The sequence below is a fragment of the Frigidibacter oleivorans genome (genome assembly GCF_003993775.1).
In the GTDB taxonomy this organism is placed as follows: Bacteria; Pseudomonadota; Alphaproteobacteria; order Rhodobacterales; family Rhodobacteraceae; genus Frigidibacter; species Frigidibacter oleivorans.
This window is the reverse complement of record NZ_RJRZ01000024.1, coordinates 22,326-45,766: the sequence shown is the minus strand read 5'-3', so window position 1 is coordinate 45,766 and position 23,441 is coordinate 22,326. Positions and strand designations below refer to the sequence as shown.

The following is a 23,441-nucleotide window of genomic DNA, read 5'->3' as shown; positions in this document are numbered from 1 at the left end:
GGGGCCGGGGCGGGATCGTAGGCCGGGAAATGCGCCGCGCCGGGGGGCGGCGCCGCGACCGGCGCGGGCGCCGCCGGCCAGCCCGCCGCCTCGGCGCGGTCGGCCTCGATCAGCACGCGGATGATGTAGTGGCCCACCTGCAGCCGGTCGTTATGCGACAGCTCGTAGGGGCCGGGCAGCCGCATCTGCTGGCCGTAAAGGAACGTGCCGTTGGTCGAGGTGTCGAGCAGCCAGTAGGCCCCCTGCCGCCACTGGATCTCGAAATGCCGGCTCGAGATGTGGCGGTTCGGATCGGGCAGCGTCCAGTCCATCGCCGTGTCGCGCCCCACCTCGAAGCCGCGCCCGCTGACGCTGTGTTCTAGGGGCCCGCCATCCGGCAGGAAATCGACGTTCTCGAGACGCAGGGTCAGTTTCATCATCGCTCCGACGGCCGGTGGCCGGGTGGGACCGTCCGCGGCGGCTTCCCTCGGGACGGTCGAGTCCGCAAGCTACAGCGCCGGCACCCGCGCGCAAGCCCGCAGGCGCGAAAGCTACTCTGCCCGCGCCAGAACCTCGGCCATGCCGACGAAATGCGCCAGCCGCCGCCGCCGGTCCTCGCGCGCGACCCGCGCCAGCGCCGACAGCACGCCCGCATTCACCGCCCGGCCGGTCAGGAAGGGGGGCGGCGCCACGTCGGGCAGACCGCTGGGCGCCATGGACCCACCCGACCAGCCGGCGCCGAGCCCGATCCACACCCCCGGCCCGCGCGCCGTCGCGGCCATGCCGGCGTCGATCACCCGGCGGCGGTTCGGTTCCGACGGGTCGGCGGCCCATTGCGCGCAGAGCTCCAGCATCCGCCGGTCCTCGTCCGCCAGGACCTCCGTCACCGACTGCAGGCATTCATGCGCCCACCAGACCGAATGGCGCGGGCGCAGCGCATAGGCGGCGAGGGTCACCGCCTCTTCGGGGATGGCGCCGGCCAGCAGCTGGCGCAGGAAGGCAGGGGCGGTCTGGCCGGGCAACGGCTGGCCTGCCATGTCCTCGGCGATCTGCGGGATGTCGCGGAACAGGTCGGCCGCGATCACGCAGCGCATGTTCGCCGCGGCAGAGGCGTCCTCGGGGCGGGGCATGTCGGTCGCGGTCGCCATGTCAGGAATTGATCTTCACCATGGCCGCCTTCACGTCGAGGAACGCGCCGCCGCTGTGTTCGGCGGTGATCCCCCCGGCGGTCTTCAGCTGCGCCTGCGCCTCGACCTTGACGTTCATCGCCTTGACGGTGATCGAGGTGCCGTCGATCTCGATGCTGCTGGTGCCGACCTTCAGCACGATCTTCTGCCCGGCCTCGATGGTCAGCACCTGACCCACGTTCAGCGTGTCGTCATGGGCGATCGTCGATGTGCGGCTGGCGCCGACCTTAAGCGTCATCTTCTTGCCGACGGTCTCGCGCTGGTCATGCTCGACCATCACGGCATGGTCGAACTGGGCATGCATGTCGATCAGCTCGGCCCCGGCCGTGTCGTCGAAGGTCAGCGAGTTGTAGCCCGACCCGCCGACGCTGGTGCTTTTCCAGCCCGCCTTGTTCTGTTCCCCCGGCAGGCCGAAGGGCGGCATGTTGGTGCCGTTGTAGACGCATCCGGTGACCAGCGGATGATCGGGGTCGCCCTCGAGGAATTCGACCACCACCTCCATGCCGATGCGGGGGATGAAGATCGTGCCCCAGGAGTTCGACGCCCAGGACTGCGACACACGGCAGCGCATCGACCCGGCCGCCGCGCCGTCCCAGTGGAACTGCACGAGGATGCGCCCGTACTCGTCGCAGTCGATCTCGCCCGAGCCGATGACGACGCCCGTCTGCGGGCCATAGACGCGGGCGCGGGGCGTCACCTGCGCCGGTGCCATCGGCGTGCCGGATCTGGCGAAGAGGTAGCGCCCGGAATAGTCGGTGCCACCCCCGGCGCCGGACCGGTAGGATTGCGCGGTAAAGCGATGGGTGCAGGACAGCACGACGTAATCGCCCTTGGCCACCGGATGTTCGGTGAGGGTCATCATCGTTCCCGGCGCGACCGACAGCGCGTCGCCGACCGCGGCAAAGCGCTGGCCGGGTCCGGTCAGCATGTCGAGCCGGCGCTGCACCACATCGCGATGCGCCGAACCCTTCCAGTTGAACGCGCCCGGCCACTCGAAGCTTTCCATCGCGTCGCCGGTGTATTTCCCGGATGCCGAGGCGGTGTATTCGTGGCGGGTGTTGGGGGCCTTGAAGTCGTAGTCGATCATCCGGGCATTGCCCGAGGTGGGGACACGCTCTTCGGTCCAGCTTGTGAAATGCTCGACATCCGCGTTGTGGCGGCCCTGATGCTGCAGGAAGGCCACGGAATGGACGGTGCCGTGGCGATAGCTGTCGGACTGGTCGGTCAGCACCATCTTGTGGCCCGACTTCGACATCTCGAAATGATAGGAGATGCCCGCCCTCTCCATCAGGCGGCTGACGAAGGCGAAGTCGCTTTCCCGATACTGCACGATGTATTCATGCGGCGTGCGGTCCCGCACCTTTGAAAAATCCGGCTGTTCGCGGATCAGGCCGGCATGGTCGGCGAAGATGGCCTGCAGGATGCCGGTGACGGACTGGTTGTGGAAGATCCGGCAGTTCTGCCGGTTGCGCAGCATCCACAGCCAGGGCCGCAGTTCCAGCTGATAGGCGATGCCGCCCTGTTCCGGCCCCAGTTCCAGCATCGAGGTGACGAGCCCGTTGAACCAGCGGCTGCTGCCGTCGATGGTGACCAGTTCCACCGCGGCCGGCTGGCCCAGCACCTTGTCGCCCTTCAGCGGCACGCCTTCCTTCAGGCAGGTCACCCGGAACTCGAACGGGCTGTTCAGCCCCTCGGTCCCGGCAAACTCCAGCAGGACGAGCTTGTCACCCATCTGCGAATGCAGGTGCCCGAGGCGGCCTTTCTGGGAATTCGTGGTTTCTTCCATCGGGGGAACCTGCAAGCGGCGTTGCGAAATGGATCGGCGCGGAAGTCGAAATCAAATGGACATCGCAAGCGTTACATGGCGATTTTCACCGAGGCAAGCCACGGATCAGGTCGCTTGCTGGCCTGAACCGCCGGCGCCGCAACGCCTGCCCGCGGGCGTGGCGGCGGTTGACGGCTTCGGCCGCCGCGACTAGGCAGCCCGGAGGAGGGCCGCGCGCGACCGCGGTCCCGGGGAGTCCGGCTTGGAAAGGGAACGACCATGGCAAGCGCACTCGAACAGCTTCGCGACATGACCACCGTGGTCGCCGATACCGGCGATGTCGAGGCTGTGCGCAGCCTGCGGCCGGTGGACTGCACCACCAACCCCTCGATCATCCTCAAGGCGCTGCAAAGCCCGGCCTTCGCGGCACTGGTCGATGCCGAGATCGCCGATGGCCGCGCCACGGGCCGCGATCCGCTCGCCGTGGCCGATGCGCTGACCGTGGGCGTGGGGGCGGAACTCGCCGGGCTGGTGCCCGGCCGCGTCTCGACCGAGGTCGACGCCAACCTTTCCTTCGACAGCGAGGCTTCGGTCGCCAAGGCCCGCGCCCTGATCGCCGCCTACGAGGCGAAGGGCATCCTCCGCGACCGGATCCTCATCAAGCTCGCCGCCACTTGGGAGGGCATCCGCGCCGCGGAACGGTTGCAGGCCGAAGGCATCGACTGCAACCTGACGCTGATCTTCTCGCTGGCGCAGGCCATCGCCTGTGCCGATGCCGGCGTCTTCCTGATTTCCCCCTTCGTGGGGCGGATCACCGACTGGTATGCCAAGGCCGAGGGTCGCAGCTTCGCGCCAGACGAAGACCCGGGCGTCCTGTCGGTGCGGCGGATCTATGACTACTACAAGTCGAACGGCATCGAGACGGTGGTGATGGGCGCCTCGTTCCGCACCACTGGCCAGATCAAGGCGCTGGCGGGCTGCGACCGGCTGACGATCTCGCCCGCGTTGCTGACCGAACTGGCCGGGGACGAGACGGAGCTGACCGCTGCCCTGTCCCCCGATGCGGCGACCGGCGTGGCGCCGATCCCGATGGGCGAGGCGGCCTTCCGCTGGGCGATGAACGGCGATGCGATGGCGACCGAGAAGCTGGCGGAAGGCATCCGCAACTTCGACGCCGATCACCGCAAGCTCTTGGACCTGATCGCGGCGCGGCTGGCGGGGTAAGGGAAGGGGGCGCTGCCCCCCTCCTCGCGCGGGCGCGCCAACGCAGCGGGGCGGGCTATTCCGCCGCCACCGCCGCCGCCGTCCCCGCGGGCGTGTAGTTCAGCACCGGCGCCAGCCAGCGTTCGACCTCGGCCAGGGTCATGCCCTTGCGCGCGGCATAGTCCTCGGCCTGGTCGCGTTCGACCTTGGCCACGCCGAAGTAATAGGCGTCGGGATGGCCGATATAGAGGCCCGAGACCGAAGAGCCCGGCCACATCGCCATGCTTTCGGTCAGGCGCACGCCCGTCGCCGCCTCGGCATCCAGCAGGCGGAACAGCGTATCCTTCTCGGTATGGTCGGGCTGGGCCGGATAGCCCGGCGCGGGACGGATGCCGCGATAGGGTTCGCCGATCAGTTCGGCCGGGGTGAAGCGCTCGTCCGCGCCATAGCCCCACAGCTCGCGCCGCACCTTTTCGTGCATCCGTTCGGCGAAGGCCTCGGCGATGCGGTCGGCCAGCGCCTTCACGAGGATGGCGGAATAGTCGTCATTCTCGGCCTCGAACCGCTCCGCGATCCCGGCCTCCTCCGGCCCGGCGGTGACGACGAAGCCGCCCACCCAGTCGGCTGCCGCGCCCTCGGGCGCCACGAAATCCGACAGCGCCACGTTCGGCCGCCCGTCGCGTTTCGGCACCTGCTGGCGCAGGGTGTGCAGCGTCGCCAGCGCCTCGGTCCGGTCCGGCCCGGCGTAAAGCCGGATGTCGTCGCCCACCGCATTGGCGGGCCAGAAACCCACCACCGCCCGCGGGCGGAACCACTTCTCGCCCACGATCCGCTGCAGCATCGCCTGCGCATCGGCATAGAGCGCGCGCGCCGCCTCGCCCTGCTTCTCGTCCTCGAGGATCTTCGGGAAGACGCCCTTCAGCTCCCATGTCTGGAAGAAGGGCGTCCAGTCGATATAGCGCGCCAGTTCCGCCAGATCCCAGTCGTCATAGACCCGCGTTCCGGTGAAGGCCGGCGCGGGCACGTCATAGCCCGCCCAGTCGAGTTTCAGCGCATTGGCGCGGGCGGCGGCCAGCGGCAGGCGCGACTTCGCCGCCTCGGCCCGGGCATGGCGGTCGGCCACCTCGGCATATTCGGCGCGGACCTGATCGACATAATTCCGGCTCTGCTGCGGCGACAGCAGCGCCGAGACGACGCCCACCGCCCGGCTGGCATCGGTGACATAGACCGCCTGGTGGCGGCGGTAGGCGGGCGAGATCTTCACCGCCGTATGCACCTTGGAGGTGGTCGCCCCGCCGATCAGCAAAGGCAGGTCGAAGCCCTCGCGCTCCATCTCGGCCGCGACATGCACCATCTCGTCCAGCGAGGGGGTGATGAGGCCCGACAGGCCGATCACGTCCACCTGTTCCTCGCGCGCCACCTGCAGGATCTTCTGCGCCGGGACCATCACGCCCAGGTCGATGATCTCGTAATTGTTGCAGGCGAGGACGACGCCCACGATGTTCTTGCCGATGTCATGCACATCGCCCTTCACCGTGGCCATCAGCACCTTGCCGGCCGAGGACCGGCCGCTGCCGCCCGCCGCGGCCTTTTCGGCCTCCATATAGGGCAGCAACACCGCCACCGCCTGCTTCATCACGCGGGCGGATTTCACCACCTGCGGCAGGAACATCTTGCCCGCGCCGAAGAGGTCGCCCACCACGTTCATCCCCGCCATCAGCGGGCCCTCGATCACGTCGAGCGGGCGCGCGGCCTCGACCCGCGCCGCCTCGGTATCGGCCTCGATGAATTCGGTGATGCCGTTGACCAGCGCATGTTCCAGCCGCTTGCCCACCGGCCAGTCGCGCCAGCCGAGGTCGCGTTCCCGCGCCTCGCGCGCGCCGGTGCCGCGGAACCGCTCGGCAATGTCCAGCAGCCGTTCCGTCGCGTCGTCGCGCCGGTTCAGCACCACGTCCTCGCAGGCCTCGCGCAGGTCGGGCTCGATCGAGTCGTAGACGGCCAGCTGCCCCGCGTTGACGATGCCCATGTCCATGCCGGCGGCGATGGCGTGATACAGGAACACCGCATGCATCGCCTCGCGCACCGGCTCGTTGCCGCGGAAGCTGAACGACAGGTTCGACACCCCGCCCGAGATATGCACATGCGGGCAGTCGCGGCGGATGCGGCGGGTGGCCTCGATGAAATCGACGCCATAGCGGGCATGTTCCTCGATCCCCGTCGCCACGGCGAAGATGTTCGGGTCGAAGATGATGTCCTCGGGCGGCACCTCGGCCACCTCGGTCAGCAGGCGATAGGCGCGGGCGCAGATCTCGACCTTGCGATCCTCGGTATCGGCCTGCCCCTGCTCGTCGAAGGCCATGACCACCATCGCCGCGCCATAGGCCCGGCACAGCCGTGCCTGATGCAGGAAGGCGTCCTCGCCCTCTTTCAGGCTGATCGAGTTCACCACCGGCTTGCCCTGCACGCATTGCAGGCCGGCCTCGATCACCTCCCATTTCGAGGAATCGATCATCACCGGCACCCGGGCGATATCGGGTTCCGAGGCGATGAGGTTCAGGAAGTCGATCATCGCCTGTTTCGAGTCGATCAGGCCCTCGTCCATGTTGACGTCGATGATCTGCGCGCCGTTTTCCACCTGGTCCCGCGCCACGTCCAGCGCCGCCGCATAGTCGCGGTTGGTGACCAGCTTGCGGAACCGGGCCGAGCCGGTGACGTTCGTGCGTTCGCCCACGTTGACGAAGGGGATGTCGGGCGACAGGGTAAAGGGCTCCAGCCCCGACAGCCGCATCAGGCGCGGCACCTCGGGCAGGGCGCGGGGCGGGAACTTCGCCACCGCCGCCGCGATGGCGCGGATATGGTCGGGGGTGGACCCGCAGCAGCCGCCGACGACGTTCACCAGCCCTTCGCGGGCGAAGTCCTCGACCTGCGCCGCCATCTGCGCGGGCGTCTCGTCATACTGGCCCATCTCGTTCGGCAGGCCCGCGTTCGGATAGGCGCAGATGAAGGTTTCGGCCGCGCCGGACAGCTCGGCCAGATGCGGGCGCATCGCCGCCGCGCCCAGGGCGCAGTTGAGGCCCACCGACCACGGCCGCGCATGACGGACCGAGTTCCAGAAGGCGGTGGGCGTCTGGCCCGACAGGGTGCGACCGGACAGGTCGGTGATCGTGCCAGAGATCATCACCGGCAGCCGTTCGCCGCGCAGGACGAAGGCTTCCTCGCAGGCGAAGATGGCGGCCTTGGCGTTCAGCGTGTCGAAGATCGTCTCGATCAGCAGGATGTCGGCGCCCGCGTCGATCAGGCCGCGGATCTGTTCCGCATAGGCGGCGCGCAGCTGGTCGAAGGTGACGGCGCGATAACCCGGATCGTTTACGTCGGGGCTGATCGAGGCGGTGCGGTTGGTCGGCCCGAGCGCCCCGGCGACGAAACGTTCGCGCCCGTCCTCGGCCGTCGCCCGGTCCAGCGCCGCCCGCGCCAGCCGCGCGCCCTCGCGGTTCAGGTCATAGACGCGGTCCTCGAGCCCGTAATCGGCCTGCGCGATCGAGGTGGAAGAGAAGGTGTTGGTCTCGACGATATCCGCCCCGGCCATCGCATAGCGATAGTGGATCGCCTCGATCGCCTCGGGCCGGGTCAGGTTCAGAAGGTCGTTGTTGCCCTTCTGCGGATGGTCGGAATGGATGTGGCAGGCGCAGCCCGCGCCATGCCCTGTATAGTCCTCCTCGCCGAGGCCGAGGCCCTGGATCTGCGTGCCCATCGCGCCGTCGAGGATCAGGATGCGATCGCGGGCCGCGGCCTCCAGCCGGGCGAAGGCGGCGGAACGGGGCAGGGGGCCGCGGGCGGCCGAATGGGGGGCACGGGTCATGACATCTCCTGGGGCGCGCGAGACCGTTAGATAACGCCCGTGCGTCCTCAAGGCAAACTCATGTTCGGCAAGATGAACATGCAGTCGCCTCATGTCGGGCGCCGAATGTCAGGCCGGGGCGCCGCCGCCGGGTGCCTTGCGCCGGGGGCCGGGGCGCGCGACACTGGTCCCCCCGATCCCGACCGTGAGGCCCGTGATGCCCGCCTTTCCCGCCCGCCACATCGCCGCGGTCCTGCTGCCCGCCTGCCTGACCCTCGCCGCCTGTGTCGCGACCGCTCCGGCGCCCCCCGATCCGCAGATCGGCGAGGTGGAATTCGCGGGCGAGACCTATCCCGTCTTCGCGACGCCCTATGGCTGGCGCGTCCGGGTGGACGACGTGACCGTCGCCTGCCGCCGCGACACGCTGGAGGATTGCTACTGGTCGATGCGCAACCGGCGCACGGCGGTGGCGCATTATCCCGACGGTCCCTTCGCCGGGCCGTGACATGTGAACGGCGGCAGCCTGCGCTGCCGCCGTTCCGCCTCTGACGTCCTTGGGGGATGCGGGTCAGAAGCGATAGTTGAGCCCGACGCGGACCTGATGCATCTCGTGGTCCACGTCGCTCGACGGCGCGGCATCGCGCTGGAAGCGGCCCTCGAGTTCGGTGTAGAGGTATTCGCCCTTCATCGACCACTGCTCCGACAGCGCGTATTCGGCGCCCAGGCCGACCGTGTAGCCGGTCATGGTGTTGTCGTCGTCCTCGCTGCCCGCAGCGGTGTCGACGTCGTATTCGGCGCCCACGGCGGCAACACCGGCGGTGGCATAGGGCATCCAGTTGCCCATGTCATAGCCGACGCGGCCGCGCAGGGTGGCCATCCAGTTGAGGTCGGCGCTGTACTCGTCGCCGGTCAGGCTGTCCTCGATGCTGTCCGACTGGTCCATCGCGGCGATGTCCGCCTCGACACCGTAGACCCAGTTGCCCGACTGGAAGTTCCAGCCGCCGGTCAGGCCGCCGATCACGCCGTCGAGTTCGGCGTCATCGTCGAAATCCTGCCCCGCGTCATCGCCGAATTCGGCGCTGTCCATGCCATAGCCGAGGAACACCCCGGTATAGCCGCCGGCCCAGTTGCCCGGCAGGGCGACCGGTTCGGCCACGACGACGGGCGCGGGCTCCATCACCGGCTCGACATAGCCGCCGGCGGTGGCGGCACCGGCAAGGGCGGCGCTGCCGGCGAGGGCGGCGAGAATGGTCTTGGGGAAGCTGCTCATGTCTTTTGTCCTTCGTTCCGTGGTGCACCTGCCGGGCCGCGGTTCCGGTCGGTCGCGGTGCGGGTTGCGAACGAAGACCTAGGTGCGGCCGTTCCCCGGCGGAATGGCCCGGGCGCGGCAATCCCCCCGCCTGTGCGGATTGCCGCGCCCCCGGCCTCGCGGCCGGTTTCAGGACTGTAACGTGACGCCGCGTCGCGCCGGAATTCCGATCACGGAGAAGGGCTTCCGTCGTTCACATCTCGGGGAGCGCCCCCTTCGAACACATTCGGGCGGCCATAGTCGCAGGGCGCTTCCTGCATCTCCAGATGCAGGCGCCGGCCGGAATAGGGATGCGCGCGCGCCAGCGCCTCGTCGAAGTCGATGCCCAGTCCCGGCCCCTGGGGTGCCTCGACATAGCCCGCCTCCCATCGCAGCCGGTGGCCGGTCAGCGCCATGTGGAAGGCACCGCCCGTCTCGATCGTCTCCACCATCAGCAGGTTGGGGATCGAGGCGGCCAGATGCAGGTTCGCCGCCCATTCCACCGGCCCGGCATACAGATGCGGCGCCACCTGGGCGGTGAAGGCCTCGGCGATGGCGGCGATCTTGCGGCCCTCGAGGATGCCGCCCGCCCGCCCGAGCGCCGGCTGCAGGATCCGCGCCGCGCCCGCCCGCAGCACGGCCGCGAATTCCATCTTCGTCGTCAGCCGTTCGCCGGTGGCGACGGGAATGCGCACCGCGCGCGCCACCTCGGCCAGATCGAGCGTCGCATCGGGCGGAATCGGCTCTTCGTACCAGAGCGGCCCGAAGGGTTCGAGAGCTTGGCCCATCCGGATCGCGCCCGCGACGGTAAACTGCCCGTGGGTGCCGAACAGCAGGTCCGCCCGGTCGCCCACCGCCTGCCGGATGCGGTCGCAGAACGCGACCGAGCGGGTGATGTCGCTTTGCGCCGGGTCATGGCCGCCGCGGATCGTGTAGGGTCCGGCGGGGTCGAACTTCACCGCGGTGAAGCCTTGGTCCACCGCCCGGGCCGCCGCCGCCGCCGTCATGTCGGGATCGACCCAGAAGCGGACCGGGTCATCCTCGGGCCGCGGATAGAGATAGGTATAGCTGCGCAGCCTCGGGTTCATCAGCCCGCCGAGCAGCGCCCAGACCGGCCGGTTGCGGATCTTGCCGAGGATGTCCCAGCAGGCGATCTCCAGCCCCGAGAAGGCGCCCATCACCGTGGGATCGGGCCGCTGGGTGAAGCCCGAGGAATAGGCGCGGCGGAACATCAGCTCGACATTCTCCGCCGCCTCGCCCTGCATGTGGCGCAGGAACACGTCCTCGATCACCGCGGCCATCGCCTGCGGACCCACGGTCGAGGCATAGCATTCGCCATAGCCGACGATGCCGTCGGCGGTGGTGATCTTCGGAAAGATCCAGTAGCGGCCGCCCCAGCCCGGCGCGGGCGGTTCGACGATGAAGATCTCGAGGTCCTTCAGGATCATGGGCGTCTCCGGCTGGCCGCGGCGGGCCGGCTGCCCCCCGCATGGCCCCGACGATAGGGGCGCGCGGGACGAAGGCCAACCGCTCAGGCGGCAGGAACGGCCCGTTCGCGACCTGCCGCCAGCAGGATCAGGCACAACCCGGACAACAGCGCCGCGACTAGGAAGGGCGCCCCCGGCGCATGGATCGCGGCGCCGGGCCGGGTGAACAGGCCGAAGACCGGGGTCATCAGCAGCGGCGAGACGATCATCGCCGCGGCGTTGAGGCTGGCCAGCACCCCCTGCAACTGCCCCTGCCGATCGGCGGGGGTGGCCTTCGACATCTCGCCCTGCAGCGCCGGCATGACGATGCCGCCAAGCGCCGCGAGCGGGGTGAAGGCCAGCGCCAGTGTTCCCGAGGTGACGAACCCGTAGAAGAGGAAGGTCAGGAACTCGGCGACCATCCCCCAGAAGATCGCGCCCCGCCCGCCGAGCCGGCGCAGCGCCGGCCCCACCAGCCCGGCCTGCACCCCGGCGATGCACAGCCCGAAGGCGGCCAGCGACAGGCCCACCATCCAGGCATCCCAGCCGAAGCGGGCCTTGCCGTAGAAGGACCAGATCACCGGATAGACGTGGAAGGCCACCGAATAGGCGAACAGCACCGCCAGCAGCCGCCCGATCCCGGGCAGCGACCCCATGGTGCGGAAGGCGGCCAGCGGATTGGCATTGGCCCAGCGGAAGGGCCGGCGGATCGCGTCGGTGACGGTTTCCGGCAGCACCGCCCAGCCGAGGCAGAGGTTCAGCGCCGCCAGCCCCGCCGCCGCCCAGAAGGGCGCGCGGCTGTCGATGGTGGCGAGCAGCCCGCCGATCAGCGGCCCGGCAACGAAACCCACGCCGAAGGCCGCGCCGATCCAGCCGAAATAGCGCGCCCGCTCGTCGCCTTCGGAAATGTCGGCCAGCGCGGCAGAGGCGGCGGCATGGGTGGCCGCGGTGACGCCCGCGACCGTGCGGCCGAGCAGCAGCAGCCAGACCGTCGGCGCCACCGCCATCAGCAGGTAATCCACCGTCATCACCGCCAGCGCCGACAGCAGGATCGGGCGGCGGCCGAAGCGGTCGGACAGGCTGCCGACCAGAGGGCCGAACAGGAACTGCATCGCCGCATAGGCGGTGGCGAGCACGCCGCTCCAGATCGCGGCGGTGGCGAGCGTGCCGCCCGTCACCTCGGCCAGAAGGTCGGGCATCACCGGAAAGATCAGGCCGATGCCGATGCTGTCGATGGCGACGGTGCCGAGGATGAAGGTCAGGGCGAGGCGGTTCTGCATCTGGCGATCCTGCGGGCGGTCCCGGGGGCGGTCCCGGGGCGGACGGCCCGTTGAACCCGCAGATGCGCCAAAGGTCAAAGCCCGCGCGGCGTTCTGCCGGCGCGGCGCGGCGAAATGCCGGGATCAGAGCGTGGCGAGATCGGCCAGATGCCGGGCCAGCCGGTCGGGCATCGACAGCTGCGGGAAATGGTCTGCCGGCAGCGTCAGCACCGGGTCGCAGGGGCTGGCCGCCAGCATGTCGCGCTGCAGGTCCGGGGTGATGGTGCGGTCCGCCTCGCACAGCAGATAGGCGCGCGGCAGCCGGCCGAACCCCGCGGGCGTCAGCCGGGCCGGGTCCGTCTGCAGCCGGTTCGATTCCGCCACCAGCCCGGCCGCCAGCACCCGCTGCGCCGCCGCGTCCGCGTCCTGCGCCAGCAGCGGCAGCGCCTGCCCTGGGTCGAGCCGGGTGCTGCCCGGGGCATCGCGGCGGATCGCGGGGCGGATCGTGTCGGGCTGCCGGACCATCAGGCTGGCGACGCTGTCGCCGTCGCGGGGCAGGAAGGCGCAGAGGAAGGCCAGACGGTGCACATGCTCGGGCGCCCGTTCCGCCGCCGCGGCGATGACCATGCCGCCCAGCGAATGCCCGACCAGCAGCGCGGGCGGCCCCTGCCGCAGCAGCGCCGCCACCCGCCCGGCCGCAAGGTCCAGCGTCACCTCGGCCAGGGGTGTGGCATCGCCGCCGCGCCCGGGCAGGTCCGGCACCTCGACCGGGTGGCCGAGCGCGCGCAGCAGGACCGGCACCTCGCCCCAGGCCGCCGCGGTGCACCAGGCCCCGTGGACCAGGACGACCGGCCGCCGCTCAGACATGGCCGATGGCCCGCAGGAAGCCCGTCACCTCGGCGGCCCAGGCACCGGGCTCGTCCACCGGCGGCACATGGCCGGCGCCGCGGATCAGGGCGAAGCGCGCGCCGGGGATCAAATCGGCCAGTTCCCGCACCAGATCGGGCGGAGTCGATCCGTCATGCCCGCCCGCGATCACCAGCGCCGGCAGCCGCAGGCCCGAGGTCGGCGTCAGGAAATCGGTGCCCGCGATGGCGGCGGCGACAGCGGCATATCCCTCGACCGTGCAGGCCTCCAGCCGGTCCTGCCACAGCTGCGCCTCGGGTCCCGCGCGGCGGGCGCGGGCGAACCAGCGGTCGATGGTGGCCGCCGCGATCGCCGCCATGCCGCCGGCGCGGACGGCGGCGATGCGCTCGTCCCAGATCGCGGGGGTGGCGATCTTCACCGCCGTGTTCGACAGCACCAGCCCCCGCACCAGATCCAGCCGCTTCACCGCCAGCCCCTGCGCGATCATCCCGCCGACCGAGACGCCTGCCACCACCGCGCCGGTCAGGCCCAGACCCTCCATCAGCCGTTCGGCATCGCGGATCAGCGCCCCCATCGCCGCGGGGCCGGGCGGCAGGCTGCTGGCGCCGTGCCCGCGCAGGTCGAAGCGGACGATGCGTGCGCCCGCCGGCAGCAGCGGCACCACCGCATCGAACAGCCGCAGGTCGCTGCCGAGCGCATGGATCAGCAGGACCGGCGGCCCGTCCGCCGGACCCGACTGCTGCCAGTGCAGAACCACATCGCCGAGCGGCAGGAAGGGCATGGTCAATCCCCGGTGCCGAACCGGGTCAGCGCGCCGGCGAAGGTCGCGCCATCCGCGTTCCCGCCCGAGGCCACGCAGATCACGGTATCGCCCGCGATCTCGTCCGGCCGGAACAGCGCCGCGGCCAGCGACACCGCGCCGCCCGGTTCCAGCACGATCTTCAGCCGGGCAAAGGCCGCGGCCATGGCCCGCAGCGCCTCGTCATCCGTGACCACCAGACCCGGGCCGCACAGGCGCCGCAGGATCGGAAAGGTGATCTCGCCCGGGCTGGGGGTGACGATGGCATCGCAGATCGAACCCGAGGGCGCGGTGTTGGACAGCCGTTCCCCGGCCGCCAGCGACCGGGCCACATCGTCGAAGCCCGCCGGCTCCACCGGGCGCACCCGCAGGCCCGGCGCCCGCGACTCCAGCGCCAGCGCCACGCCCGCGCTCAGCCCGCCGCCGCCGCAGCAGACCAGCACATCGGCCTGTGCCACCCCTGCCTCTGCCGCCTGTTCGGCCAGTTCCAGCCCGCAGGTGCCTTGCCCCGCGATCACCAGCGGCTCGTCATAGGGGCGGATCAGGGTCAGGCCGCGCGCCTCGGCCAGCGCGGCGCCGATGTCCTCGCGGTTCTCGCCCCCCGCCCGGTCGTACAGCACCACCTCGGCCCCGAGCGCGCGGGTATTGTCGATCTTCAGCTTCGGCGCATCGGCGGGCATCACGATCACCGCCGGGCAGCCGAAGGCCCGCGCCGCCGCCGCCACCCCCTGCGCATGATTGCCGGACGAGAAGGCGATCACCCCCCGCGCGCGGTCCGCCGCCGGCAGGGCCGAGACGGCCGACCAGCCGCCGCGGGCCTTGAAGCTGCCGGTGTGCTGCAGGCATTCGGCCTTCACCAGCACCCGCCGCCCCGCCAGCGCGTCGAGGAAGGGCGAGGACAGCAGCGGCGTGCGGCGGATATGGCCCGTCAGGCGCGTGGCGGCGGCCTCGATGGCGGCGATGTCGGTCATGCGGTCCGTCCTTCTGTCTGCTGCCGGTCGATGAGGTCGAGCACCGCATGGATCGCGGCCAGCGCCTCGGGTTCGTCGAGGAAGGGGACATGGCCGCGATCCGGCACCTCGGCCGCCACCAGCCCCGGGTGGCGGCGCGCCATCTCGGCCACCGTCTCGCGCGACAGAAGGCCGGAATTGGCCCCCCGGATCACGCCCACCGGCAGGCCCGCCAGGGCCGCGAACCCCTCCCACATCGGTGGCAGGCGGCCGCCCTCGGCCATGGCGAGGAACGCCTCGCGCAGCGAAGGGTCATAGCGCAGCGACAGTCCCTGCGGCCCCTCGTCATACCAATGCGCGGCCCGCGCCCGCCACTCTGCCGCCGTCACCCCGGGAAAGGCGCCGGCCATGACCTGCGCCAGCCCTTCGCCCGCCGCCTCCAGCGTCGGCCAGACCGGCGCGCGGCCCAGATAGTCGAAGATCGGCCCCAGCCCCGCATCCTCGATCACCGGGCCGATGTCGTTCAGGATCACTCCGGTCAGCCGGTGGCGATGCCGGGGCGCCAGGTCCAGCGCGACCATCCCCCCGCGCGAGGTGCCGAGGATCGCCGCGCGGGGCAGGTCCAGATGGTCCAGCAGCTCCAGCAGGTCCTGCCCCTCGCGCGCCAGCGTATAGCCGGACCAGTCCGCCCGGTCCGACAGGCCGCGCCCGCGATAGTCGGGCCGGATCAGCCGGCAGCGCGCGCCCAGCGGACCGAGCACGGATTCGAAATCGCCCATGTTGCGGGTCAGCCCGGCAAGGCAGACCAGCGGCGGGCCATCGCCCCGATCGTCATAGGCGAGGGTCACGCCGTCGGAGGCCGTGAAACGGGCAAGGGTCATGGGTCATCCCGGAAGGGCGGCGGGCCGCCGTCGCCGGGCAGACTGTCACAGCGGCGCGGCCGGGGGAAGGCCGGCGTCGGATCGCCCCGGGCTGCAAGGGTCAGACGGCCGTCAGGATCGTTTCGGTCAGCAGCCGCTTCAGGTCGCCGGCATGACCCTCGGAGCGGGCGGGCAGGCTGTCATCCGAGGTGACGGCCACGGTCAGCCCCCGCTCCGGCACCACATAGATCATCTGGCCGCCATAGCCGCGCGCATAGGCGACGCGCGCGCCGCCCGCGTCGAACAGGAACCAGCCATAGCCATAGTCGTCGCCGGAAAAGACCGACCGCGTGCGCGGGGTCCAGGCGGCCGTCACCCAGTCCTCGGGCACCAGCCGCCCCTCGGGCGCGGTCCCGCCCCGCCGCCAGGCCTCGCCGAAGGCCAGCATCCCCAGGGGCGACAGCGCCATGTTGTTGCCGCCCATGTAGCGGCCCTGCGGATCGCGGGTCCAGCCGTCGATGCGGAGCCCCAGCGGTTCGCCCAGATGACGGCGGGCCAGCGTCAGCAGGCTGTCCCCGGTCGCCTCGGCCAGAACCGCGCCGAGGACGTGATAGCTGCCGGTGGAATAGAGCATCCCGGTCCCCGGATCGCGCAGCATCGGCCGCGACAGCGCATCGGCCACCCAGTCCCGGCTGCTGACCCAGGCGCCGTAATTCGCGCCCGAGGTCCGTTCCAGCCCCGCCTGCATGGTCAGAAGGTCGGCCACCGTGATCCCGGCCACGCGCGGGTCGGCGTCCCGCGGGATCAGCCCGGGCGCCACCTCGCCCAGCGTCGCGCCTACGCCCGGCAGCGCGCCCGCCCCGATCACTGCCCCGGTCAGCGAGGCGACGAGCGTCTTCGACACCGATTTCACATTCACCGCCCGGTCGGGCGCCGGGCCGCGGAAGGCCTCGGCCAGCACCGTCTCGCCGCCTGCGGCGATGCACAGGCTGTGCAGCTGCGTCATGCCGCGCGCGCGGTCGCGGGCGGCGGCGAAGCGGTCCTGCGCCCGCAGGACGGCGGGCGAGGCAAGGGCGAGGCCGGCGGCGAGGCCGGCGCGGATCAGGGAGCGGCGGGTCTGGGTCATGGCCGGCAAGATGACGCGGCGCAGCGGCGCGCAAAAGGGCCTCGCGCGCGGCTGACGCAGGCGTGATCCGACGCCCCCTGCAGCTGACGGAAATATCCCGGGGTGAATGGGCGCGGCACGCGCCCAGAGGGGCAGCGCCCCTTTCATTTTTCAAGGACGAGGGGCAGCGCCCCTCCCTTGCACCGGACACGGAGGGGCGGTGCCCCTCCCGTCCCCTTACAGGTGGTCCGGCTGCGGCATGCCGAGCACGTGGAAGCCGTTGTCCACGATGATGATCTCGCCCGTGGTGCAGGCGCCATAGTCGGAGCACAGATAGACGGCGGTGCCGCCGATCGCCTCCAGCGTGGCATTGGCGCGCATCGGGGCGTTCGCCTCGGTATGGCGGAAGGTGCGGCGCGCGCCGCCGATGGCCGCGCCGGCCAGCGTCTTCATCGGGCCGGGGCTGATCGCGTTGACGCGGATCTTCTCGGGTCCGAGGTCATTGGCCAGATAGCGGACGGAGCTTTCCAGCGCCGCCTTCGCCACGCCCATCACGTTGTAGAAGGGGGTGACCCGGTTCGACCCCTGATAGGTCAGGGTGACGAGGCTGCCGCCCTCGGGCATCAGCGCCGAGGCGCGCCGCGCCACGTCGATGAAGGAAAAGCACGAGATGCAGAGCGAGTTGCTGAAATTGCCGCGCGTGGTGTTGATGAAGCGGCCCGTCAGTTCGGTCTTGTCGGAATAGGCGATGGCGTGGATCAGGAAGTCGATGCCGCCCCATTCCGTCTTCAGCCGGTCGAAGGCCGCGTCGAGGCTGTCGTCGTTCATCACGTCCGCATCGACCATCAGCGTGGCGCCCAGCGTCGCCGCGAGCGGTTCCACCCGCTTGCCGAAGGCCTCGCCCTGATAGGTGAAGGCCAGTTCCGCCCCCTCGGCGTGCAGGGCCTGCGCGATGCCCCAGGCGATGGACCGGTCGTTCGCGACGCCCATCACCAGCCCGCGCTTCCCCTTCATCAGCTCGGCCATGTCTGCTTATCCCTGGTATTTCGACATCACGAGCGTCGCGTTGGTGCCGCCGAAGCCGAAGCTGTTCGACAGGACGGTGTCGAGCTCGACCCCCTCGCGCAGTTCGGTCACGATCTCGGACGGGTCGAGCGCCGGGTCCAGCGTCGCGACATTGGCCGAGGCGGCGATGAAGCCGCCCTGCATCATCAGCAGCGAATAGATTGCCTCGTGCACGCCGGTCGCGCCGAGGCTGTGCCCGGTCAGCGATTTCGTCGAGGCGACGGGCGGGGTCGCGCCGTTGCCGAAGACGCGGCGGATTGCCTCGATCTCGGTCACGTCGCCGACGCTGGTCGAGGTGCCGTGCGAGTTGATGTAATCCACATGGCGGTCCTCGGGCAGCGTGGCCAGCGCCAGCCGCATCGACCGTTCGCCGCCCTCGCCCGAGGGGGCGACCATGTCATAGCCGTCCGAGGTGGCGCCATAGCCCGTGACCTCGGCATAGATCTTCGCGCCGCGGGCCTTGGCGTGTTCCAGCTCCTCCAGTACCACGACGCCGCCGCCGCCCGCGATGACGAAGCCGTCGCGGGTGGCGTCATAGGGACGCGAGGCGGTTTCGGGCGTGTCGTTGTATTTCGAGGACATGGCGCCCATGGCATCGAAGAGGCAGGACAGCGTCCAGTCCAGTTCCTCGCCGCCGCCGGCAAAGACCACGTCCTGCTTGCCCAGCTGGATCAGTTCGGTGCCGTTGCCGATGCAATGGGCACTGGTGGAACAGGCCGAGGTGATCGAATAGTTCACGCCCTTGATCCGGAACGGCGTGGCCAGAGTCGCCGAATTGGTCGAGGACATGCAGCGCGTGACCATGAACGGCCCCATCCGCTTGGGCGCGCCCTTCTCGATCACCGTCTGGTGGGCCTGGAAGAAGTTCGAGGTCGAGGGCCCGCCAGATCCCATGATCAGGCCGGCGCGCGGATTGGATACCTCTGCCTCGGTCAGACCGGAGTCCGCGATGGCCTGCTGCATGGCGATGAAGTTGTAGGCCGCGCCCGGACCCATGAAGCGCAGGTCGCGCTTGTCGATATGGTCCTCCAGCACGATCTGCGGCTGGCCCTTCACCTGGCTGCGGAAGCCGTGTTCGGCGTAGTCGGGGGCGAAGACGATGCCGGACCGGCCGGCGCGCAGCGAGGCCTCGACCTCGGCTGCGGTGTTGCCGATGGGAGAGACGATGCCGATCCCGGTGATGACGACGCGGCGCATGGGCGATCCTCCTCGCGCGCTGTTAGCTGGCGGCGGCCGCAAGGCCGACCTTCATGTCCTTGACGAGGTAGATCACCTCGCCATCGGCCTCGACCCGTCCATCGGCCACGCCCATCTTCAGCTTGCGGTCGATGACGCGGGTGAAGTCGACGAAATAGCGGATCATCGTGCGGTCCGGCCGCACCATGCCCTTCAGTTGCACCTCGCCCACACCGAGCGCGAAGCCCTGCCCCTGCCAGCCGCGCCAGCCGAGGTTGAAGCCGGTCAGCTGCCACAGCCCGTCGAGGCCGAGGCAGCCCGGCATCACCGGGTTGCCGGGGAAGTGGCAGGCGAAGAACCACAGGTCGGGGGTGATGTCGAATTCGGCCACCACATGGCCCTTGCCGTGCTCGCCCCGGTCGGACGAGATGTCGGTGATGCGGTCCATCATCAGCATCGGCGGTTCGGGCAGCTGCGCATTGCCGGGGCCGAACAGTTCGCCCCGCGCGCATTTCAGCAGCGCCTCCCTGTCGAAGCTCGTCGGATAGTCCGCCATGTGGTCGTTGTCCTCCGCATCGTCATGGGCCGCGCGGTTCTGCGGCAATGATCGGCCTCCGTCTAGCACCCGGCTCCGCCCGCGCGCAATAGCCGGGACCGCGGCCGCGGCTTGCGGCGAAGGCGGGGCGGAGGCGCCGTGCGGGGGGCGCCGGGGGGCGGCGCGGGAAAATCTCCGTTTGAAATCGGGGGGCAGAGAACTTTATAATCATCCCATGATGCGACAGGATGCAGAAGACATGGTCCCCGGTCCGAGCGGGGCCGGGCGGGGCGCCGACTGGCTGGCCCGGGCGGGGCTGCGCCCGACGCGCCAGCGGCTGGCGCTGGCCGCGCTGCTGGTGGGCGATGGCGAGGACCGGCACGTGACCGCCGAAAGCCTTCATGCCGCGGCCCGCGACGCGGGCGAGGGCGTGTCGCTTGCCACCGTCTACAACACGCTGAAGGCCTTTTGCGATGCGGGGCTGATGCAGGAAGTCACGGTGGACGGGTCGCGGTCCTATTTCGACACCCGCATGGACGACCATCCGCATTTCTACTGGGAAGACAGCGCCGAACTGACCGACGCCCCGGCCGAGGATCTGGAGATCACGCGCCTTCCCAAGGCCCCCGACGGCGCCGAGGTGGCGCGGGTCGACGTGGTCATCCGCCTGCGCCGCAGCAAGGGCTGAGGCGGCGCCCCGGCGGGGGCGGGGTCAGTCGGGGCGGGGTCAGTCGGCCGGCCTCTCGATCGTCATCTGCGTCTGGATGCACAGCGCCGCCACCTTGCCATCCGCGCGGATCAGCCGCGTCTGCCAGACATGGGTGCGACCGCCGACATGCAGGGGCGTCACCTCGCCGCGCAGGACCTCGCCAATGCGGACCGAGCGGAAGAAGTTCGTTTTGCTCTCGACGGTGGTGGTCATCTGGTCGGGGCGGATGTTCAGATGCGCCGCGGTGCCGGCGAGGCAGTCGATGATCGCCATCACCGCGCCCCCGTGCAGCACGCCGTTGCGGTTGGCATGGCCGGGCGGAACCGTCACCTCGCCCTCGACCCGGTCCGGCCGGGCGAGGGTAAGGCGCAGGCCCATCGTCCGGGCAAAGGGCGGCAGGACCCCTGCCGGGTCCGTGGCCGCGCCTGCGCCCGTCCCGGTCGGCTCGGGCGCAGGCCCGTCAGTGACCGGCATTCCGGTCACTCCTTCGACCGTTCGACATAGGCATTGTCTTCGGTATTGATGATGATCCGCGTGCCCACGTCGATATGCGGCGGCACCATCACCCGGATGCCGCCGGTGCAGGTGGCAGGCTTGTAGGAGGAGGAGGCCGTCTGCCCCTTCACCACCGGCTCCGTCTCCTCGACGGTCACCGTCACCTTCTGCGGCAGTTCGATCGAGATCGCCTGTTCCTGGAACATCAGCAGCCAGACCCGCAGCCCGTCGCGCAGGTGGACCTTGGCGTCGCCCACCACATCCTCGCTGACCACGACCTGTTCGTAGCTCGACGGGTTCATGAAGTGGAAGCCCTCGCCATCCTCGTAGAGGAAGTCGAATTCCTGCTCCTCGACATGGGCGCGTTCCACCTGTTCGGTGGTGCGCCAGCGTTCCGACACCTTCACCCCGTCGCCGATGCGGCGCATGTCCACCTGCGTCACCGGCGTGCCCTTGCCGGGGTGGATGTTCTGGGCGGTCAGCACGACATAGAGCCGGCCGTCGAGTTCGATCACGTTGCCCTTGCGGACCGAGGAGGCGATGACTTTCACAGGTGTCTTCCTTGTGGCTGGCCGGCCGAGCGGCTAGAGGCAGGGCGCGGCATTGCCGCCGCGCGTAGCGCATCCTGCCCCGGATTTCCAGCCGAAAGCCGCATGCCGCCGATGACCGATCCGCTTTCCCGCCCCGCGCGGCCCGTCCCCGACACGCCTTGGTGGGACCCGGCCCGCCATGCCGACCGCCGGCCCGCGCTGATGGCGCGCAACCGCATCCAGCAGGCGCTGCGCGGCTGGTTCGCGGCCGAGGGTTTCGTCGAGGTGGATCCGGTCGCCCTGCAGGTCAGCCCGGGCAACGAGGCGCATTTGCATGCCTTCGAGACGCGCGCCCTCGGCAATGACGGGCAGGCGCGGCCGATGTATCTGCACACCTCGCCGGAATTCGCGATGAAGAAGCTGCTGGCGGCGGGCGAGACGCGGATCGCGGCCTTTGCCCATGTCTGGCGCAACCGCGAGCGCGGCGTGCTGCACAGCCCGGAATTCACCATGCTGGAATGGTATCGCGCGGGCGAGCCCTATGACCGGCTGATCGCGGATTGCGCGGCCTTCCTGCGGCTGGCGGCCGAGGCGGCGGGCACCCGCGCCCTGCGGTTCCGCGACCGGGCCTGCGATCCCTTCGCACCGGTGGAGCGGCTGTCGGTGGCCGAGGCCTTCGCCCGCCATGCCGGCATCGACCTTCTGGCGACCATCGGCCCCGACGGGGCGCCCGATGCCGCGGCGCTGGCCCGGGCGCTGGACGGGGCAGGCGTCCGTCGCGCCGCCGACGACACATGGTCCGACATGCTGTCGCGCGTGCTGGTCGAGAAGGTGGAGCCGCATCTGGGGATCGGCCATCCCGTCGTGCTCGACCGCTATCCGGCAGCCGAGGCGGCGCTGGCGCGGCGGGTGCCGGGCGACGCGCGGGTGGCGGAACGGTTCGAACTCTATGCCTGCGGGGTGGAACTGGCCAACGGCTTCGGCGAGCTGACCGATGCCGCCGAACAGCGCCGCCGCTTCGGGCTGGAGATGGACGAGAAGGCGCGCGTCTATGGCGAACGCTATCCGCTGGACGAGGATTTCCTCGCGGCGCTGGCGCGGATGCCGGCGGCGAGCGGGATCGCGATGGGCTTCGACCGGCTGGCGATGCTGGCGACGGCGGCCCCCAATATCGACGCGGTGATCTGGACGCCGGTCGCGGACTAGGGGGCGCTACCCCCGTCGCGGCAGGCCGCGACTCCCCCGGGATATTTGCGCCGACAAGAAGACAAGGGGCGCGCGCGGGTCCGGGCGGCGTCAGTCCCGGCCGATGCGGCCGAGCAGGTCGGCGGCGGCGGCGGCGGGGGCCATCTCGCCCCGCGTCACCGCCCGCCCGAGATCCTGCATCCCGGCGCGGATCGCGGGATCGCGGTCGATCCGGGCCAGCAGGCCCTGCCGCACCTCGTCCTCGAACCATTCGCGGGCCTGTTCGGCGCGGCGGGCGGCGAGATGGCCGCGATCACGCCGCCAACCGGCCAGCGCCTGCATCTCGTCCCAGGCTGCCGCAAGCCCGGTTTCGTCCAGCGCCGAGACGGGCAGCGCCTTGGGAAAGCCCTCGGGGTCCTGCGGCCGGCGGCGCAGCAGCCGCAGCGCGCCCGCGTAATCCGCGACGGTGCGGGTCGCCGCCGGTTTCAGCTCGCCATCCGCCTTGTTCACCAGGATCAGGTCCGCGATCTCCATGATCCCGCGCTTGACGCCCTGCAGCTCGTCCCCGCCCGCCGGTGCGAGCAGCAGCACGAAGAGGTCGGCCATCCCCGCCACCAAGGTTTCCGACTGGCCGACGCCCACCGTCTCGATCAATACCACGTCGAAGCCCGCCGCCTCGCACAGCGCCACCGCCTCGCGCGTGCGGCGGGCGACGCCGCCCAGCCGGGCCTGGCTGGGCGAAGGCCGGATGAAGGCGAGGGGGTCGCGGCTCAGCCGCTCCATCCTTGTCTTGTCGCCGAGGATCGACCCGCCCGAGCGGGTCGAGGACGGGTCGACGGCCAGCACCGCCACCTTCAGCCCCCGCCCGGTCAGCATCAGGCCGAAGCTTTCGATGAAGGTGGATTTCCCGACGCCGGGCGTGCCCGACAGGCCGATGCGCAGCGCCTGCCGCCCCAGCGGCGCCAGCCGGTCCAGCAGCGCCACCGCCTGCGCGCGGTGATCCTCGCGCCCGCTTTCGATCAGGGTGATCGCCCGGGCCAGCGCGCGCCGGTCGCCCGCGGCGATGCGGTCGGCCATGGGCGCCGTTCCCTCGTCGGTGGGGCGCAGCGGTCGGGGCTCGGGCGCGGTCATCCATGCTCTCCTGTCATCGCGACGACACCTGACCATGGCAGGCAGGGCC

General features: G+C 70.6%; 22 protein-coding genes. 4 read left to right on the top strand and 18 right to left on the bottom strand.

Going from position 1 to position 23,441, the window contains the following annotated elements; translation table 11 throughout:
• The 3 genes from EEY80_RS19040 to EEY80_RS19030 form a co-directional block, all read right to left on the bottom strand.
• The coding region (locus EEY80_RS19040; protein ID WP_164738324.1) for a type VI secretion system-associated FHA domain protein at window positions 1-416 on the bottom strand (416 nt) is incomplete at its 3' end.
• Between the two features lie 114 nt (window positions 417-530).
• Complete coding sequence (locus tag EEY80_RS19035) at window positions 531-1,127, bottom strand: DUF6931 family protein (protein WP_126979358.1); 597 nt, start codon at window positions 1,125-1,127, stop codon at window positions 531-533.
• Between the two features lies 1 nt (window position 1,128).
• Window positions 1,129-2,952 (bottom strand): type VI secretion system Vgr family protein, encoded by a 1,824-nt coding sequence (locus EEY80_RS19030; RefSeq protein ID WP_126979356.1) that lies wholly within the window; start codon window positions 2,950-2,952, stop codon window positions 1,129-1,131.
• A 258-nt stretch (window positions 2,953-3,210) separates the two neighbouring features.
• Between EEY80_RS19030 and tal the strand changes: the two genes are divergently transcribed.
• The gene (tal, locus tag EEY80_RS19025) at window positions 3,211-4,155 is read left to right on the top strand and encodes a transaldolase (protein WP_126979354.1); all 945 of its coding nucleotides are present in this window, start codon (window positions 3,211-3,213) and stop codon (window positions 4,153-4,155) included.
• A 55-nt stretch (window positions 4,156-4,210) separates the two neighbouring features.
• Here the strand turns inward: tal and metH are convergent, their stop codons facing one another.
• Window positions 4,211-7,993: a methionine synthase gene (gene metH / locus EEY80_RS19020; RefSeq protein WP_126979352.1), complete on the bottom strand. Its 3,783-nt coding sequence runs from the start codon at window positions 7,991-7,993 to the stop codon at window positions 4,211-4,213.
• 196 nt (window positions 7,994-8,189) lie between these two features.
• Here metH and EEY80_RS19015 point away from each other — a divergent pair, with 196 nt between their 5' ends.
• Window positions 8,190-8,477 carry a hypothetical protein gene (locus EEY80_RS19015; protein ID WP_126979350.1) on the top strand — a complete coding sequence of 96 codons (288 nt, stop codon included), beginning with the start codon at window positions 8,190-8,192 and terminating at the stop codon, window positions 8,475-8,477.
• Window positions 8,478-8,540: 63 nt separating this feature from the next.
• Here EEY80_RS19015 and EEY80_RS19010 read toward each other — a convergent pair whose 3' ends face one another.
• The 11 genes from EEY80_RS19010 to fabA form a co-directional block, all read right to left on the bottom strand.
• On the bottom strand, window positions 8,541-9,242 hold the full coding sequence (locus EEY80_RS19010) for an outer membrane protein (protein ID WP_126979348.1): 702 nt from the start codon (window positions 9,240-9,242) through the stop codon (window positions 8,541-8,543).
• Between the two features lie 209 nt (window positions 9,243-9,451).
• A complete protein-coding gene (locus tag EEY80_RS19005; RefSeq protein ID WP_126979346.1) occupies window positions 9,452-10,708 on the bottom strand; it encodes a mandelate racemase/muconate lactonizing enzyme family protein in 1,257 nt (418 codons plus the stop codon).
• A gap of 83 nt (window positions 10,709-10,791) precedes the next feature.
• Entirely contained in the window at window positions 10,792-12,006 is a 1,215-nt protein-coding gene (locus EEY80_RS19000; protein WP_126979344.1) for a TCR/Tet family MFS transporter, read from the bottom strand.
• Window positions 12,007-12,129: 123 nt separating this feature from the next.
• Entirely contained in the window at window positions 12,130-12,852 is a 723-nt protein-coding gene (locus tag EEY80_RS18995; RefSeq protein ID WP_126979342.1) for an alpha/beta fold hydrolase, read from the bottom strand.
• Window positions 12,845-13,633, bottom strand: a complete 789-nt coding sequence (gene pcaD, locus EEY80_RS18990; protein ID WP_126979340.1) for a 3-oxoadipate enol-lactonase — start codon at window positions 13,631-13,633, stop codon at window positions 12,845-12,847. Before pcaD ends, EEY80_RS18995 begins: the two co-directional genes overlap by 8 nt.
• A 2-nt stretch (window positions 13,634-13,635) precedes the next feature.
• Window positions 13,636-14,622 carry a threonine ammonia-lyase gene (locus EEY80_RS18985; RefSeq protein ID WP_126979338.1) on the bottom strand — a complete coding sequence of 329 codons (987 nt, stop codon included), beginning with the start codon at window positions 14,620-14,622 and terminating at the stop codon, window positions 13,636-13,638.
• Complete coding sequence (locus EEY80_RS18980) at window positions 14,619-15,482, bottom strand: alpha/beta fold hydrolase (RefSeq protein WP_126979336.1); 864 nt, start codon at window positions 15,480-15,482, stop codon at window positions 14,619-14,621. Before EEY80_RS18980 ends, EEY80_RS18985 begins: the two co-directional genes overlap by 4 nt.
• Before the next feature lie 100 nt (window positions 15,483-15,582).
• Window positions 15,583-16,587, bottom strand: a complete 1,005-nt coding sequence (locus tag EEY80_RS18975) for a serine hydrolase domain-containing protein (protein ID WP_126979334.1) — start codon at window positions 16,585-16,587, stop codon at window positions 15,583-15,585.
• A gap of 216 nt (window positions 16,588-16,803) precedes the next feature.
• The gene (locus EEY80_RS18970) at window positions 16,804-17,592 is read right to left on the bottom strand and encodes an enoyl-ACP reductase FabI (protein ID WP_126979332.1); all 789 of its coding nucleotides are present in this window, start codon (window positions 17,590-17,592) and stop codon (window positions 16,804-16,806) included.
• Window positions 17,593-17,598: 6 nt separating this feature from the next.
• Window positions 17,599-18,828, bottom strand: a complete 1,230-nt coding sequence (fabB, locus tag EEY80_RS18965; RefSeq protein WP_126979330.1) for a beta-ketoacyl-ACP synthase I — start codon at window positions 18,826-18,828, stop codon at window positions 17,599-17,601.
• A gap of 22 nt (window positions 18,829-18,850) precedes the next feature.
• Window positions 18,851-19,363, bottom strand: a complete 513-nt coding sequence (gene fabA, locus EEY80_RS18960) for a bifunctional 3-hydroxydecanoyl-ACP dehydratase/trans-2-decenoyl-ACP isomerase (RefSeq protein WP_126979366.1) — start codon at window positions 19,361-19,363, stop codon at window positions 18,851-18,853.
• A 238-nt stretch (window positions 19,364-19,601) separates the two neighbouring features.
• On the opposite strand from fabA, the gene irrA reads away from it, so the two are divergent.
• The gene (gene irrA / locus EEY80_RS18955) at window positions 19,602-20,030 is read left to right on the top strand and encodes an iron response transcriptional regulator IrrA (protein ID WP_126979328.1); all 429 of its coding nucleotides are present in this window, start codon (window positions 19,602-19,604) and stop codon (window positions 20,028-20,030) included.
• Between the two features lie 39 nt (window positions 20,031-20,069).
• Here irrA and EEY80_RS18950 read toward each other — a convergent pair whose 3' ends face one another.
• Window positions 20,070-20,525: a PaaI family thioesterase gene (locus EEY80_RS18950; RefSeq protein ID WP_126979326.1), complete on the bottom strand. Its 456-nt coding sequence runs from the start codon at window positions 20,523-20,525 to the stop codon at window positions 20,070-20,072.
• Between the two features lie 5 nt (window positions 20,526-20,530).
• Window positions 20,531-21,097: an elongation factor P gene (gene efp, locus EEY80_RS18945; protein WP_126979324.1), complete on the bottom strand. Its 567-nt coding sequence runs from the start codon at window positions 21,095-21,097 to the stop codon at window positions 20,531-20,533.
• A 102-nt stretch (window positions 21,098-21,199) separates the two neighbouring features.
• Between efp and epmA the strand changes: the two genes are divergently transcribed.
• Window positions 21,200-22,282 (top strand): EF-P lysine aminoacylase EpmA, encoded by a 1,083-nt coding sequence (gene epmA / locus EEY80_RS18940; protein WP_407920747.1) that lies wholly within the window; start codon window positions 21,200-21,202, stop codon window positions 22,280-22,282.
• 90 nt (window positions 22,283-22,372) lie between these two features.
• Here epmA and meaB read toward each other — a convergent pair whose 3' ends face one another.
• Complete coding sequence (gene meaB, locus EEY80_RS18935; protein ID WP_235829915.1) at window positions 22,373-23,392, bottom strand: methylmalonyl Co-A mutase-associated GTPase MeaB; 1,020 nt, start codon at window positions 23,390-23,392, stop codon at window positions 22,373-22,375.
• Window positions 23,393-23,441 lie beyond the last annotated feature (49 nt).